Annotated in this window: 12 protein-coding genes; 5 read left to right on the forward strand and 7 right to left on the reverse strand. The window is 40.4% G+C overall.

The window, feature by feature from the left end:
• The first annotated feature begins 155 nt into the window (after positions 1-155).
• Complete coding sequence (locus LEP1GSC195_RS05205) at positions 156-1,544, forward strand: hypothetical protein (RefSeq protein WP_232227696.1); 1,389 nt, start codon at positions 156-158, stop codon at positions 1,542-1,544.
• A gap of 3 nt (positions 1,545-1,547) precedes the next feature.
• Here the strand turns inward: LEP1GSC195_RS05205 and LEP1GSC195_RS05210 are convergent, their stop codons facing one another.
• Entirely contained in the window at positions 1,548-2,207 is a 660-nt protein-coding gene (locus LEP1GSC195_RS05210) for a TetR/AcrR family transcriptional regulator (protein WP_015680285.1), read from the reverse strand.
• Between the two features lie 94 nt (positions 2,208-2,301).
• On the reverse strand, positions 2,302-4,455 hold the full coding sequence (locus LEP1GSC195_RS05215; protein WP_040506384.1) for a neutral/alkaline ceramidase: 2,154 nt from the start codon (positions 4,453-4,455) through the stop codon (positions 2,302-2,304).
• A gap of 415 nt (positions 4,456-4,870) precedes the next feature.
• On the opposite strand from LEP1GSC195_RS05215, the gene LEP1GSC195_RS05220 reads away from it, so the two are divergent.
• The 3 genes from LEP1GSC195_RS05220 to LEP1GSC195_RS05230 all read left to right on the forward strand — a co-directional run bounded on the left by LEP1GSC195_RS05220 (position 4,871) and on the right by LEP1GSC195_RS05230 (position 9,327).
• The gene (locus tag LEP1GSC195_RS05220) at positions 4,871-6,973 is read left to right on the forward strand and encodes a cellulase family glycosylhydrolase (protein WP_015680230.1); all 2,103 of its coding nucleotides are present in this window, start codon (positions 4,871-4,873) and stop codon (positions 6,971-6,973) included.
• A 299-nt stretch (positions 6,974-7,272) separates the two neighbouring features.
• A complete protein-coding gene (locus tag LEP1GSC195_RS05225; protein ID WP_015680424.1) occupies positions 7,273-8,259 on the forward strand; it encodes an LLM class flavin-dependent oxidoreductase in 987 nt (328 codons plus the stop codon).
• Positions 8,260-8,298: 39 nt separating this feature from the next.
• Positions 8,299-9,327: an extracellular catalytic domain type 1 short-chain-length polyhydroxyalkanoate depolymerase gene (locus LEP1GSC195_RS05230; protein WP_015680451.1), complete on the forward strand. Its 1,029-nt coding sequence runs from the start codon at positions 8,299-8,301 to the stop codon at positions 9,325-9,327.
• 55 nt (positions 9,328-9,382) lie between these two features.
• Here the strand turns inward: LEP1GSC195_RS05230 and LEP1GSC195_RS05235 are convergent, their stop codons facing one another.
• Entirely contained in the window at positions 9,383-9,799 is a 417-nt protein-coding gene (locus LEP1GSC195_RS05235) for a winged helix-turn-helix transcriptional regulator (RefSeq protein ID WP_015680328.1), read from the reverse strand.
• Between the two features lie 170 nt (positions 9,800-9,969).
• Between LEP1GSC195_RS05235 and LEP1GSC195_RS05240 the strand changes: the two genes are divergently transcribed.
• Positions 9,970-10,773: an SDR family oxidoreductase gene (locus LEP1GSC195_RS05240; protein WP_015680381.1), complete on the forward strand. Its 804-nt coding sequence runs from the start codon at positions 9,970-9,972 to the stop codon at positions 10,771-10,773.
• 127 nt (positions 10,774-10,900) lie between these two features.
• Here LEP1GSC195_RS05240 and LEP1GSC195_RS05245 read toward each other — a convergent pair whose 3' ends face one another.
• The 4 genes from LEP1GSC195_RS05245 to LEP1GSC195_RS05260 form a co-directional block, all read right to left on the reverse strand.
• Entirely contained in the window at positions 10,901-12,187 is a 1,287-nt protein-coding gene (locus LEP1GSC195_RS05245) for an alanine racemase (protein WP_015680453.1), read from the reverse strand.
• Positions 12,188-12,216: 29 nt separating this feature from the next.
• Entirely contained in the window at positions 12,217-14,007 is a 1,791-nt protein-coding gene (locus tag LEP1GSC195_RS05250) for a methyl-accepting chemotaxis protein (protein ID WP_015680312.1), read from the reverse strand.
• 486 nt (positions 14,008-14,493) lie between these two features.
• On the reverse strand, positions 14,494-14,976 hold the full coding sequence (locus LEP1GSC195_RS05255; protein ID WP_015680234.1) for an SRPBCC domain-containing protein: 483 nt from the start codon (positions 14,974-14,976) through the stop codon (positions 14,494-14,496).
• Between the two features lie 7 nt (positions 14,977-14,983).
• A complete protein-coding gene (locus LEP1GSC195_RS05260) occupies positions 14,984-15,325 on the reverse strand; it encodes an ArsR/SmtB family transcription factor (protein ID WP_015680315.1) in 342 nt (113 codons plus the stop codon).
• Between the last annotated feature and the right edge of the window lie 11 nt (positions 15,326-15,336).

The raw sequence follows: 15,336 nt of genomic DNA on the forward strand, positions 1-15,336 counted from the left end.
AATTCATTGCTCATTGGATAAAAAAAGATATACTGACCTTCTTCGGTTATTATATGCGAAACAGAAATCGTTTTTTCAAAATCCCTCAACTACTCACCCTCTTCTTGATTATAATACAGTTCCATTGTTTATTAAACCCCATAGTGAGAGAGATTTTGGAATTAGATAGATCGAAAAAAGAAAACCAACTTCAAAATCTTTGGCTCCTATTAGGTAATCTTCCTGGCCCAGAGGCCACAATCACTCCATCGGTAGGAAATGTAATTCTTTCGAATGCACAAATCCGTGTTGTATTCAACAGGTCCATGGATACGGGTTCACTTTCCGCAACTCTGGGAATCCAACTAACACCGACTTGGTCAGATACAGTTACCGTCAATGATACAGTGACTCTTTCCGGCTCCATACCCACAGGAACCACCCCCTTCCGGTTGGATGCAATGGACACTTCGGGGATTCGGCTAACAACAATTAATGGTTTTTATACTGTCCTTTCCTCTAATACAAATTTATATTATGTGAGCACCAAAGGTAACGATGGAAATTCGGGAACCTCAATAGGAAGTCCTAAACTCACTATCGCTTCCGCCATTACAGGAGCAACAGCACCAGCAGCAATTTTAGTATCTGTTGGAAATTATTTCATCACTAAACCCGCAATGCCGAGTATTGTACTTACTGAAACCGTTTCCCTCTATGGAGGACTTAGTGACGACTTTTTAAACCGCGATCCAACTCAATACACTACTATGGTGGCCACAATCGATTCAAACTTTATCACTGATACTTATACAATAATTGCTGGAGCATCCATTACCCCAAACACGGTCATCGATGGATTTACGATACGAGGGCCATCCAATCCCAATGCTAGTGGAATGTCCATGGGGATTTCCTGTTCTTCTGGATCTCCGACCATCACAAACAACCGAGTCGAAGGTGGGGCAGTGAATCCAGCCTTCTCCATAGCCATCTTAGTTTCAGCATCCTCTGCATTGATTGCTAACAATCTCATTGCGGGAGGATCCTCGGTGGCTTCTTCTTCATTCGGAGTTTATATCCAAAATATCTCCTCTCCGAGTATTTTTGCTAATACCATCCTTGGAGGGAATGCACCTCTTGCTTCCTCACATGGAATCTACAATGCTCAGCAATCAAATACTCCCATCATCTTAGGGAATACTCTTTTTGGCGGAACGGGACTTATATCCTATGCACTGAATACAAGTCCACCTTCCAATCCAACTGTGATGAACAATAGTATGGATGGAGGAGCAGGTATTACCAGTAGAGCACTCTATTTTCCAGTAGGTGGAGGGATCTTCGGCAATTACCAAAATAATACACTCTTTACTACCGGCGGAACCAACCGGTATTGTGTGTATGAAGAAATAGGAGGAACCAATCCCTTGATTTTTAGTGGAAACCGTCTCTTTGATTGTCCGACGGCTCTCTACTTAGACGATGGTGCGACTGCCATAAACAATATCGGAACTATCAATGGTTGGACTGGCGGCGGCTCCACATATTCTGGTAATTACTGATCTTTACTTAGGCTCGCAAACTTCGGGTAGATAATTCTTCAGATAAGAAATGGTCGCTTTTTTAGTTTCTCCTACCATCCAAGGAGTGAAGTCTCCGTAGGTTCTGTAGGAATGTTTGAGTAGTGAATCTGCAATGGAAAAGGCAACTCCAAAGATTTGGTCAGCCTGTTCCAATTCCGGTAAAACAAACCGATCCATAAGACCTAACTTTGCTAAGTTGGCAAGTTTCGCATCCAACTCTTGGCCTACTTGGCGCATCTCTGGATTACTCATTCGGTATCCATAAATCAAACGTGGGAAAGCAATTTCTTTATTCGTCACTTCCACTGCTACGTCGATAGAACGTTCGATGTAACTCTCCCAACTAACAAACGTTTCTCTTCTCAGCAAAATTGATTTTTCAATAAGACTTTCTGAGTGTAATAATCGAATTCCATGGAAAATGGCTTCTACATTGGGGAAAAAATGGTATGCTGAGGGCCTGGGGATATTTGCTTCTTTGCAGATGTCCGCAAAACTAATCTCCTCGGGGGATTTTTCCCTGAGAAATTCCAAAGCAATTGTTAACAATTGCGTGCGTCTGTTTCTCCCTTGTTTGCTTGTAAATTTAAAAGGCCGAGAAGCAAGGTCAGGAGATAAGGATGCGTCTACCAATTTATCCATAGTACGAGCCTTACGTAGAATCTTACCTAGTCAATCCCGTTGTGAAAGAAAAATACCTGACCGTCTCCCGGTCAGGAAAGTGATTGTTCAGATATTACTGCACCGTGAAATTGTTTGTAACTCCTTGGTAGGCACTGATCGCTCCTGTCCATCCCGACTTCCAGTGTCCACGATGGCGGATACGGTAGGTCCCTTGCGGGAAGGAACTAGTCTTCCAGGAAACATTGATTTTGGAATTGGCAACTCCATCCCTTTGCCATCTGTAGGTGGTGGATGGATCATAATCCCGCGCCACAACAGTCCAAGTGGATCCATTTTGTTTTTCTATATCCACAAAGCTACTTCCGATAAGCATATTGTTTTTTGGATGCCCACCCCAGAATACGGCACTGACGGTAGCGCCACTACTATAAGACGCGGAGGGTTGAGTGACTACACTTCCAAAACTTTTAAAGAGAGGAACATCATCAAAAACCACTCCTGTTTGGAAAGTAGCTTGGTTGTTTGTTAGATCCGCTGGTGTTGGGCCTGCCGGAGAAGCACTTCCATTTCGCAAAGCAGTTGCTAGTTTCCCAAATTCTTGTTCATATCCATAAAGTGTGTTGGGTCCAAACTGAGTGGAAGCTCCTTCATACTGTTGGGAGGAGTATTCTTCTCTCGTAGTTAAATAGGAAGTATAGGAATTAGAAAGCCCTGCAATCACAGTGTATTCGTTTTCTAACACATTTTTCACAAGAGATCGAAGCCTGCGTCCAGCCATTGTTGACACTTCTGCCGGAATCGCAAGGATCGCTAAGTTACCAATTTTAATGATCTGCATGGGGATCACCGGTGGTGTCCAAGGATTTCCATCGAAACTAGCAACCCCTGTCGGAATGAGAACTGGTTTTTCTGCATGGCAAAGTTTGTAAGCTTCACTTGTAGATGCAGGCCAAAGAACACCAAGAAAACCTCCAAGGAAACTAGACTTAAAGGCATCAGCAGTGTTTGTATTCCAATCCAAAGAATCAACTGTCGTTCCTTCATCAAAAAAGTCCATAGAGACTGCATTGTCTTCCACACTACCGGCAGAAAAGGAAGCACCCATTCCCGCAGGACAAGTTGTGGTTCCTATACTACTCACATAAAGATTGGAAAAGTTAACATACGTATGGCGAAAGTCCACAGAACCCGTCAATTGTGTATTGGCACTTGAATAAAGCGATTGTGCTTTGTTGAATTGTTTTTCTCCAATGATGTTTTGTCTCGCATAGTCATTCACACCATCTGCTGGACCCCAGAGGTTAGGAGTTACATCTCCCGCATTGGACTGAGCGAAGGCAGCCACAAAGGTTTGGTTTGCCGAATAGTTAGCTCCTTTCGCCTTTTCAAATAAATAAGAAGCATAACCTTTGTTATCCCCTCCAATCAATTTGTTTGTAGGACCTACGTTTGTTGGGTGGACCGCAAACCAGTTTACCATTCCAAGTTCCCGACCATCGGCCGCTACCAGTTTCAATAGAGTCATAGTTTGGTCTACATTCGAAGAATAGTAACTTCTTTCTGCTGCAGGGTTTTTATCATAAGCAACCGCAGATCGGTTTTGGCTCGCATCAGTCAAATTCCCTTGGTTGATGTACACATTTCCTGGAACCAAATTTTGGTGGGCCAACTTAATGGAACGATAGATTCCATCTACAATGACATCAAAGTTTTCTTTGATAAAACCAGCGGTTGTGGCGTTGTATAAAAAATAATGTGAGTATCCACCGGGACCACTATGCGTATGAGTTGCAGAGAGGAGAACATTGGCCTGGTTGTAATAAGGAGATAGTTCCGAATCCAAAGCAATCTTTCGACTGACAGCTTGTTTGATGGATTGAAAAACCATTCCTAAGTCGGCACTCACAAACACCACTCGTTTGGATGCATCTCCAATGATATAAGCTCTGGACCAAAGTCGCATATAGATCCCTTCTGTTTTTTGCGCTGATTCGGCAAAACCCATCATCCCCACTTCAGCGGCAGGACCTGTGATGTCATAAATCCCAGCACCAACAAGATAGGGCGACGAACCAAGCGATGGCGCCACGGCACGACTGACTCCAGATGTGCCCACCGAATCAGAACCAACGGTGTCAGAAGCTGCAGAGTTTACCAAGCCGAGGATTGGTGATGGGGACGATTTTTGGTCTGAACAAGTCAAAACCAGAAAACAACAAACAATGGTTAAACCCAAGTGCACTCGGGAATCTCTTTTGGAATTCATATATTCTCTCTCCGAATCTAAATTTCTAAATGAAATCTTTTTCGCATCTATCCCTGGGCCGGAGGGACTCAATTCAGGCCAAATCCGGGTATGAGTCTAAACGATGTTAAAAATATGGCAACAAAAACAATCGACAACTGTCGGTTTTTATAGACCAGTGTTCAGAATTTTGCTACAAAGGAAGCGTAACTACCCTAAAGAATTCCACAGATTCTGACAGAAAGAACCTTTTTTCTCGGCAGGAGTGACGAAAAATCGCATCCTTAAGTCAGAACAAGGCAGGTCCTCACCCCCTTCCGAAACGATGATCCACATTTATGGTAATTTGATGGCATTTTTTTAATCGACGATTGTCGACCATTGTGCCCCAAGTGACCAGAGTCCCATTCCCCAAGGAATGCGAAAGAGAGGATCTATGAAATCAAAATGGAAAATCCAAACCGTCTGGTGGGCCGCAACCACAGTCTTATTGTCTGCAATGGCTTGTGCACCGACTAAGGATTCGCAAACACAGGCACTTGCCCTTCTTTTACCGGAGGTTAACCATCTGGCAGAGGCGAGTGGTTCGGGAACGAGTCTTTCCACAAGGACTCTCGCGACAGCCAGTTCTCTCCATAGTTTGGATTATAGTCTTACCTCAAACGAAAGAGAGATTTTGATTTCTGAAAAAACAAGTAACCAATTCACAGACCAAATCTTTGTGGATGGGCTCGGACGCGAAGTTTCGTTCCGAGGTTTTAATATCTCAGGAAATATGAAACTCGCGCAACATGGGTTCAAACCTTTTGCCAATGATTCTGATGCCGAGATTGCTTTTACAAGGCTTGGGAAAACCACAGGATCCAATCTCATCCGTTTTACAATCGCATGGGAAGGAGTTCATCCTGGTGTCGATACTATTGATTATTCATATCTTGATGCAGTCATCACTCAAATGAAAAAAGCGACCGCCAAACGAATGTACATCCTTCTGGACTACCACCAAGATTTGTTCTCTCGCCATCTCTTTAATAAAAACTCTTGGCATACAGGGAATGGCGCTCCTGCGTGGATCACAAAAGGAGGAAGTTATCCTACAGAGTACTGCGGAATTATTTGTGCGAGTTGGAGCCAAAACAATCTCACGAATGAAGCGGTTCGTAGGGCCTTTCGTAACTTTTGGAACAATGCTCCTCTTTCGACAACACAAGGAACTAGGAATATGCAAACAGAATTCCTTTGGCAAATCGCAAAAGCGACTTCCTACATTCGAGAAAAATTAACAGCTGAAGAATTTTCTTATGTTTTGGGCCTTGATCCTTTCAATGAACCCGTGGATGGAGGAATGGAAGGTCTAACACCGGCAGAGTGGGACAATCAAAAACTTTGGCCTATGTATAAAAAGATACGAACCATACTCAACCAAAATGGTTGGGAAAACAAATGGGTTTTTGCAGAACCTTTGGTGTTTTGGAATACTAACATTGGTTCGGCGATTGCTCCAGCCACCGGTGGTGGTCACTTGCTCACAACGCCGGGTCCTGGTTTTGTTTTCAATTCTCACTTCTATGATGCAGGACGGATGGGAACGGACTTAACAGGAATTGATAACGCCACTTATTTCAAGTACTTAGATGAAATCAGAAAGGAATCTAGATTTTTGAAAATCCCAGTTTTCTTAAGTGAATTTGGAATGTGGCTAAAAGGTACTGGTGCTAAAGACACAGCACGAATGATTAGCGCTGTTTACCAAGCCATGGAAGTATCCGATGGAAACCAAAGTTCAAAATCTAGGTTTGCTGATTTTTACAATCCTATTGTTTCGGGAACACAGTGGCATTGGGATTATTATTACAACAACCATGCTGAGTACATGAATGGAAATCCTTCAAAACTTGTCACAACGAAGGATGCATGGAATGAAGAAGACTTCTCCGTTGTGAAAAATTATGGAACTAGTTTCAATTTAGATGAACGTGTGGTGGGCCGGGCTTACTTTCGAAAGTCACAAGGCCGTGTCATGAGTAGCCATTACAATACAGTCGGCTCGGATACTTGGAATCAAGTTTTTTCTTGGGCGGCCATCAAACCGGGCAATACGGAAACCAAATACTTTGCAGGGAAAAAATTCCAACTTCTCATTTGGAAAGGAAGATTTTCCGATGCCCCTTCAGAAGTTTATCTACCTTCCCATTTTGATCCGACAAAGACCATCGTGATTTCTGAGAAAAGAATTTATAACCAAGGTCTACCGACTACACCTAACCAAGAACTAAACGAAGCTATTGTGATTCCAGATCGTGGCCGTGAGATTGGTTCTGGAAATATCGTACATATTTGGGATGATTTGGACTTAGAGGAAAATCCAAACTCGTCTTACCATTATGTTTTGATTGTAGATGGTAACGGTAGTTCCTACTCAACACAAACCCTCCAAGAGATCCAATCCAAACTGAACACACGAATTCTTTTAGAACAAAAGAGTCCGATTTATTTTACAGGAAAAATGACCTATAGTGGATATCCCACCGAACAGTAATTAACGATGGATGGATTGGGGTAACTGGATCCAATGATGAGTGTAAATGCTTTCATACAGCAAGAATACAATCCCAGGAAATCCATCCGCATAAAATGGAAGGCTCTAAAGGAAAAATAGATTTAGATCCACTAGAGTCCTTAGACTGCAATTTTTGATCTTTAGTAAAATTTTTCATAGAGGAATCTTAATTCTTTTTACTTCCAACATAACAGGCGTATGTATTTTTTAAATATAAATCGTGAATTTAAATTTTTACAAATTTACAGTGGAGAGGTGAAAAAGGGAATGTGTTCTTTATGGTGCCATTATCAATTCTCGATCTAGTTTTTATCAACGAAGGAAACAATCCAAGTATCGCTCTAGCCAATTCTGTCCGAGTCGCAAAGGAAGCAGAAGCTTTAGGTTACCACCGGATTTGGGTAGCAGAACATCATAACTTTCCCTCCATTGCCAGTGCCGCCACATCTGTAGTGATAGGTCATTTGGCTTCGCATACCAAATCCATTCGGATTGGTGCTGGTGGGATCATGTTGCCGAACCATTCCCCTCTTGTCATTGCAGAACAATTCGGAACCTTAGAAAGTTTGTATCCGGGAAGGATTGATTTGGGACTGGGAAGAGCTCCTGGAACCGATCAACTCACCTTACGAGCATTACGACGTGATCCCATGAGTTCACAACATTTCCCTGAAGATGTAAAAGAACTACTCACATACTTTGAAGAAGATCATAACCAATTACAAGTTCGCGCCATTCCTGGAATGGGAACTCATGTTCCTGTTTGGATTTTAGGATCTAGTTTATTTGGTGCTCAACTTGCTGCGATGCTAGGCCTTCCTTATGCTTTTGCTTCTCATTTTGCACCTGGAGCTTTAATGGAGGCCATCTCCATTTACCGAAAACAATTTAGGCCTTCCAAATATTTGGACAAACCTTATGTGATGGTGGGTTTGAATGTCATTGCCGCAGACACTGACACAGAAGCAAAATTTTTATTTACCAGCTCGCAACAATCCTTCACTCGAATCTTAAGAAATAGCAGAGGGACATTTCCCCCACCAATCGAGGATATAGAAACCTATTGGACAGAACAAGAAAAGGGAATCGCCTCACAAATGTTATCCTATTCTGTTGTGGGTTCCGCTGATACGGTACAAAAAGGAATCACCAAGATATTGGAAGAAACTAAAGCCGATGAGTTGATGACAGTGACTTCTGTTTATGATACGGATGCCAAAATTCATTCCTTAGAAATTTTAGCGAACTTAAGAACCCAAACATAGGTTCCCAAAAATGCAAAGAAATTCTTTTGGAGTAATTCTGTGAAACTTAGACCACATTTTTTTATTTTTCTATCCTCGGTGTTACTCATATTTTCCACAGAGTCTTGTTCACGGGGTTGGTTACGGACAAAAATCAAAGAACGATTCCAAAAGAAAATGGAAGAAAAACCTGCTCCGGTTGCTTCCTCTGACCTAACAAAAAAAATCGACAGCCCGGGAGATTATACATTCACCTTCTCTCATGGAGACATTCCTCGTTATTATAAAGTTCATGTTCCCAAAACTTATACCACAAACAAACCGACTCCTCTTCTTTTCGTATTTCATGGAGGTGGTGGTGATATGGAAATCCAATCCAACGAAGACTACTACCACCAGATTTCTAAATCAGAAGAGAACGGACATATCACCATCTTTCCCAATGGGTATAGCAAGTTCAAATCTGGCAAAATTGCAACATGGAATGCAGGCAACTGTTGTGCGGATGCTCGTGATAAAAAAATAGATGATGTTGGATTTGTAAAAGAAATTTTGAATCATACCACAAAACAACTGCAAATTGACAATTCCAAAGTATACGCGACGGGTATGTCCAATGGGGCGATGATGTCCTACCGTCTTGCTTGCGAAATGACAGACCGATTGACTGCCATCACTGCCGTTGCAGGAACTGATAACACCGTCACATGTAATCCCTCAAAACCAATTTCTGTATTGCATATCCATGCAAAAGACGATGACAAAGTATTATTCCATGGAGGAGCAGGATCTAGTTTTAGTGACAGGTCACTCGTAACCGATTTTATTTCTGTTCCCAAATCCATCTCTAAATGGGTAAAATTTAATGAGTGTAATCCAACACCCAAACGAGTATTAGAACAAGAAGGCGTCACCTGCGATGAATACAGTGAATGCAAAGAAGGTGTGAAAGTAAAACTATGTGTCACTGAATCCGGGGGGCACTCATGGCCTGGTGGTAAAAAACCTTCGCTATTTTTTGGAAGTGCCTCTCCCTCACAAGCGATCAAAGCAACCGATGTGATGTGGGAATTTTTTATAGGAAAGTAATTGGGGTAGAAGAATAGTCTGCGACAAAAGTTATACGAAGATTGAAAAACCCGTCTCAAATACGATTGGTTTGCAGATCCTTTGTCATCAATTTTACGAACCCTTCCTTGTCCTTTTTTACCTTCTTTAACTTTGTTTTTATATCTTTCGGAATCTCAAAATACTTTTCAGCCCAGATATAAATTTCGATAAATACAGGCATCAAATCGATACCTTTTTGAGTTAATTTATATATAACTTTCACTTTATTTTCTGGATGGCTTGATTTTTCGATGAGACCACCTTCTTCCAAGGACTGAAGCCTGGATGCCAAAATATTCGTAGCAATACCTTCCGGCGACTTCAGGAAATCTCCATAGCTAGATTTGTTAGAAAAAATAATATCTCTAATGATGAGAAGCGACCATTTATCACCCCAAATATCAAGGGCGCAGCTAATCGGGCAATCTGACCTTTTTTGATTCACTGGCATAAATTCATTTTTTTCAATTACTTGCAAAAAACAAGTAATTTTATTCCCAGATTACTTGCATTTTGCAAGTAATTCTAGTCAAAGATTACAGAAGTAGAAAATGATGGGACTTTTTTTTGAAACCAAAGATTTACTACGGCTACAATTTTTTTTAGAAATGAGACAAAACAATGAAACAAACAATTTTAGTAACAGGCGCATCCTCAGGTATCGGACTTCTCATCGCCAACAAACTTCACGAAAGCGGACATAGAGTGATCGGCACAAGCCGTAATCCAGAAAAACATAGCTCAAAATTACCCTTCCAATTATTAGAACTGGATATTTCTTCCGATAGTTCCATCGAATCCTTCACTAAGAAACTATTCAGTCACATTGATAAACTAGATGTTCTGATCAATAATGCAGGATATTTGGTAACAGGGCTTGCCGAAGAAACACCGATTGAATTAGGAAGAGAACAATTTGAAACCAATTTTTGGGGAACAGTAAAATTCACCAACCAACTCCTACCTCATTTTAGAAAACAGAAACAGGGAAAAATCATTACAGTTGGATCCTTTTTAGGGCTTATCGGACTTCCTAATGTTGCATACTACTCAGCCTCAAAACATTCTTTGGAAGGTTATTTTAAGGTACTAAGGTTTGAATTAAGTGGATTCAATATCAAAGTCAGTATGGTCGAACCGATGGCTTTCAAAACAAATATTGGAACTAGCGCTGTCGCGTCAAAAGTAATCATACAGGATTATGATCTATTTCGAAAACAGACAGCTGCCTTCTCCAATGAAGCGTTTGCCAATTCCCCTTCTCCGGAACCGGTCGTCGATACAGTAATCAAAATCATTGATAAAAAAAATCCAAAATTCAATTTCCCTGTAGGCAGAGGGGCTTCTTTGATTCTCACTTTGCAACACTTCGCATATAAAGTTTTTGAAAATTCGATTTTGAAAAAAATAAACAAAACAAAATAGTATGATTCAAGCCGGTTCAGGGTAAAAAGTCTTGGTGCAGACATTGTCATTGATTATAGGAAAGAGGACTTTGATGTGAAGGTTCAGTGAATGCTAACAAAACCTTGGGAGTGCAGTTAACAGCACACTAATTGATAAAACACTTCCAAGTTCCAATGATTTTTCCCTTTCGCAAAAGAACCACTTCCCCCATCTCGGCCATCACCTTTTCACTCTGTGAGGGACGATAAAAAACATAATCATCAGGTTGTAAGTCTGTCTTTCGGCTGCCGTTCAAAATTCCTTGGTTTGTACTTGCACCATACAGGCTATTATCAAAAAGTCCGGCAGGTGATTCTTTCTTTGCAAGATAAGCTCCGCCATAAGTAAAATAGGTAACCTGAAGATTAGGATTCCATAAGGGAAATAAAAAGGAAATCGATTCTAAAAAAGGAATCGTGGTTCCTTCTAAACGTTTCAAAACCGGAGCTGCAATAAAAAATGCTGGTTTGTGTTCCGCAAGTGTACTTACATCAAAATCAGTGGGCATAACCAGAGCCGAACCTACAGAGACATCATTCACTATTTTGTTATTCTTTTGATAGAAACGATAGGTTTTACTTCCAGCACCATTCAGAAGTAATTCTTTTGCAAATAAAGAAGGAAAGGATTGTTTTCCTGAAGTGACAAACTCCTCATACACAAATAAAGAAGATAAAATCGCTTTTTCAATAGCTTTGTTTTTATCACCTAACAGGCTCGGAACAGAAGCCACATGTGGCTCGTATCCCATAAAACCATCAAAGTTCAAAAAATTCTGATGGCTTGAAATGATGCCAAGAACATGATTTGTTTCTTTGGATTGCGTAAATCCACCACGATGAAGGCCAACATCAATTTCCAAAACTATATGTAACTTTATATTCTTTGTTTTAGCAAATTCTAGGTATTGGGTAAGCCTATTTTCTGTATCCACCAACCAATGAATCTTTTGAAACTTATCTGCTTTTGTTTTTCTGTAGATCTCCTCTAACGCCCGCAGAGGCATAGGTTTTCCTAAAAGAATATCATAGGAAGAAAATTCTGGATCAGCAAGTAACATCACGAGGTCACCAGAATGGAAAACCATAAGCCGATTGGTTTTGGTAGATTTAGTAATGTGGCGGAGAAGATCTAGAGAGGGAAGAGATTTCACAACAATTCGATAATGAAGTGGCGGTGGAATGTTTTTGGAAAGTGTGGTTAAGTTTTCATCCAACCGATCCAAATCCAACAGCACAACAGGTTTTCCAAAACCGTTCTCTTTTAGTTCTTTGTTGATTTTGGAAAAATATTCGCTGTATGCTGATCCTTCGTCTTTGGGTCTAATTACATACACAAAAGTTATGACGGCGATCAGGATTATACTGAAACGAAACTTACGAATTTGAAACATAAGCAATTATATACTATACCAGAATATACTTATATCTTAAATTTATCGATTTCCGATTTTAGTTCTTCCGCTAGAACCCCTAAATTGTTTGCGGCTGCCGTTACCTCTTCTGAGGATGCAAGTTGTTCTTCCGAAGAGGCCGCAATGGCTTGTGTGCTATCAGAGATTCCATTTGAAATTTGTGCTAGTTGTTCCGTTGATGCATTTAACTCTTCTGTGCTGGCAGAAATTTCTTCAGTAGTTGCGGAGACTCCTTGCATTTCATCAGTTACCTTTTCAATAGAACCTGCAATCCTTTCAAAAGTTTGCCCCACGTCATTGACCATCGAAACACCTTGGTCAACCTCTTTGGTACCATTTTCCATCATAGCCACTGCCGACTTTGTGTTCTTCTGAATTTCTCCGATCAAAACACTGATTTGTTTCGTTGCATCTTCTGATCGTTCGGCTAACTTCCTTACCTCATCTGCCACAACGGCAAACCCGCGTCCCTGTTCACCAGCTCTCGCCGCTTCAATAGCTGCATTGAGTGCAAGCAAATTGGTTTGACTAGCGATTTGATTTATGGTTTCTACGATTTGTCCAATTGCTTTTGAGTTTTCACCTAATACATGTATACTATTAGATATCCCACTCACAGAAGAATTAACAACTGACATTTGTTTAATGGTAGTTCCAATAACATCTCTTCCTTCTTGCACCTTTTCCAACACTTCGTTTGCCAGATCGGAAACAGTAGCTGTGGATTCTGCAATTTTTGCTACTGCCTGGGAATTTTCTAACATGGCCCGTTTGTTTTCTGTAAATGCAACTAGTTGTGATTCAGTGTTGATTGCAACTTGTTGGATTGATTTTGCAATATTTCCTGCAACAGCAGAAGAATGTTCTGCACTGGTATACATATCCTTTGCCGATTCAGCAACTTTGAATGATGATTTAGAGACATGTTTCATCATCTCGCGTAAGTTAGTTGACATTATATTAAAATCATCACCAAGGATCCCAAACTCATCTTTGAAAGCCAGATCTACTTTTTCTCGGAGATCTCCTTGGCTTGCTTTTTCTACAACAAACTTAATTTTTTGTATTCGCTTTGCAATGAATGAAGCAAGAATATAAGAGAATAACATGGATAAGGTTAAGCCGATTACTGCACTTAAGAGAAAAACAGTTTGCATGCCTCGCAATCTTCGTTCATATATAATTTGTTCTCTACCACCAGCCCCAATCACCCAGTTCCAAGGTTTATAATAAGCCTGATAGGCCATGAATGTATAAATAGGTTCCCCTGGGTTTTGCCAAATTTCTCGCAAAGGATATCCAGTGGCCTTTGGATTTCCCCAAGTATCTCGAACCGTATACTTTCCTTGGATTTGGTAATCCCAAATATTTACTCCTTCTAAATTGAATGGATGCATGGTTGCGATCCCTTCTGGTGTAATTCCCCAAAGATACATATAATCATTCGTAGACATTTTTGTTTTAGATATATCACGGTTTCCATCAGGCATCTTTGGACCGACAATATAGGTTTTGGCCATCTCCTGAGCTTCTTCCAAAGTCATATCACCAGCCTTTACTCTTTCATTTAAGGCATCCACAAGACCAACAGCGTCCTTTAGGACATTGGTAAACATCTCTTCGCCTACGTTCAAAACCTGTTCTTTCGCCGTTGTATAAGAGATATAGAAAATACAAGAAAGCACACTAGATAGAATCAAAAATATAAATAACATAAGTTGGCCTTTGATTCCGATCACCTTACTTTTGTTAATTTTAGATTTTAGAGTTGTTTGAGAGATGGGATTAGAATTTGTCATATAGAGTTTCTATTTATATGTATTAAAATTTATCTAACCAATCACTCATATTTTTAAGACAACTCTATATTTTCTTAAGTTTTCGATTGATTCCGTCTCATTTTTTAAGGACGATTCGTACTAATCACATATAGATGAGTCAAAATCCATACAAAGATTCGGAGCTGGACTTTGATCGGGAAGTTTTTGGGACAGGACTTAGGAAATCTACAGGATACCCTAGTTACGATTGAGTTTTAGAATCAGATTATTTTTTTCTAATTCTGCCTAGATTTCAAAAATCCCACTAATTTTGTCCACCCCACTGCTATAGTGGATCTTAGAGGTTACCACAACACTTTGGAATACATTGAATCATTACTCGAAGAATACTATGAACTATACCTAAATGGAACCTTTTATGAATTTGTTTATCCAGTTTTACTCTTATAAGGATTAGCAAAAAGATAACTAATATACGAAGGCTTCTGAACTAAAAAGAAGCTTTCAACTCAGCTCTTTTTCAAGCCTATCAAAACCTGCATTGGTTCCTTCGACTCGACCACGAACTTCCTCCTCGACAGAAAAATCGCCCAGATTTGGATCCTTTAATAGTACAATCTGTTCGGTAAAGACCATCCTTGTCCTTCCTACAATCAGGAGTTCAAAAACAACTGTGACCAAAGAAACGGAGATGCGAATCTCATTTACATACATACCAAAAGCATAAATAATTCGTTCATTCGTTACTATATCATAATAACGTCCCTCAAAAACATGCCGATTTCCTGAAGGGGTAAGCACAAGATTGGATTCCAAACCACCGATACTGAAGTCTAACGCATATTCTACGGTTTTCCAATCATCATGGCAGGCAAACCATCGTCGTTTGGAGTCGGCATTGGCCCAGGCAGCAAAAGATCTTTCTTTAGAAGCAGGAAGAATCCTTTCGATGGTAAATGTTGAGTGTGTCACTTGTCCTTCTTTCATTTTTATCCTAGTCGGAATTCTCATCCGATGTTTCTATTAAAAATTTATCAAGTTTGTCAAAACTGCGATTCCAAGCTGCTTTTCTTTCCGCCATCCAAGAATCAATTACCGATAGTTTTGTAGGATCCAATCTATATGTACGAACCCTACCTAACTTTTCGGAAAGAACAAGCCCTCCCTCTTCTAAAACTTTTAAGTGTTTCAAAACAGAGGGTAAGGCCATGTCTAGCGGTTCGGCCAATTCTTTGACAGAAGCGGGGCCCAAACTCAAACGTTCAACCATTCCCAAACGACTGCGATCGGCAAGAGCATGGAAGATAAATTCTAAACCAATAATTTTAGACTTCATAAATTTATAGT

Source organism: Leptospira wolbachii serovar Codice str. CDC, assembly GCF_000332515.2.
GTDB lineage: Bacteria > Spirochaetota > Leptospiria > Leptospirales > Leptospiraceae > Leptospira_A > Leptospira_A wolbachii.

Coding starts and splice junctions, on each gene's coding strand:
- LEP1GSC195_RS05235 (WP_015680328.1), bottom strand. CDS start 9,799: ATGCCAGTGAATCAAAAAAGGTCAGATTGCCCGATTAGCTGCGCCCTT.
- LEP1GSC195_RS05255 (WP_015680234.1), bottom strand. CDS start 14,976: ATGAAAGAAGGACAAGTGACACACTCAACATTTACCATCGAAAGGATT.
- LEP1GSC195_RS05245 (WP_015680453.1), bottom strand. CDS start 12,187: ATGTTTCAAATTCGTAAGTTTCGTTTCAGTATAATCCTGATCGCCGTC.
- LEP1GSC195_RS05260 (WP_015680315.1), bottom strand. CDS start 15,325: ATGAAGTCTAAAATTATTGGTTTAGAATTTATCTTCCATGCTCTTGCC.
- LEP1GSC195_RS05210 (WP_015680285.1), bottom strand. CDS start 2,207: ATGGATAAATTGGTAGACGCATCCTTATCTCCTGACCTTGCTTCTCGG.
- LEP1GSC195_RS05225 (WP_015680424.1), top strand. CDS start 7,273: ATGGTGCCATTATCAATTCTCGATCTAGTTTTTATCAACGAAGGAAAC.
- LEP1GSC195_RS05250 (WP_015680312.1), bottom strand. CDS start 14,007: ATGACAAATTCTAATCCCATCTCTCAAACAACTCTAAAATCTAAAATT.
- LEP1GSC195_RS05220 (WP_015680230.1), top strand. CDS start 4,871: ATGAAATCAAAATGGAAAATCCAAACCGTCTGGTGGGCCGCAACCACA.
- LEP1GSC195_RS05240 (WP_015680381.1), top strand. CDS start 9,970: ATGAAACAAACAATTTTAGTAACAGGCGCATCCTCAGGTATCGGACTT.
- LEP1GSC195_RS05215 (WP_040506384.1), bottom strand. CDS start 4,455: ATGAATTCCAAAAGAGATTCCCGAGTGCACTTGGGTTTAACCATTGTT.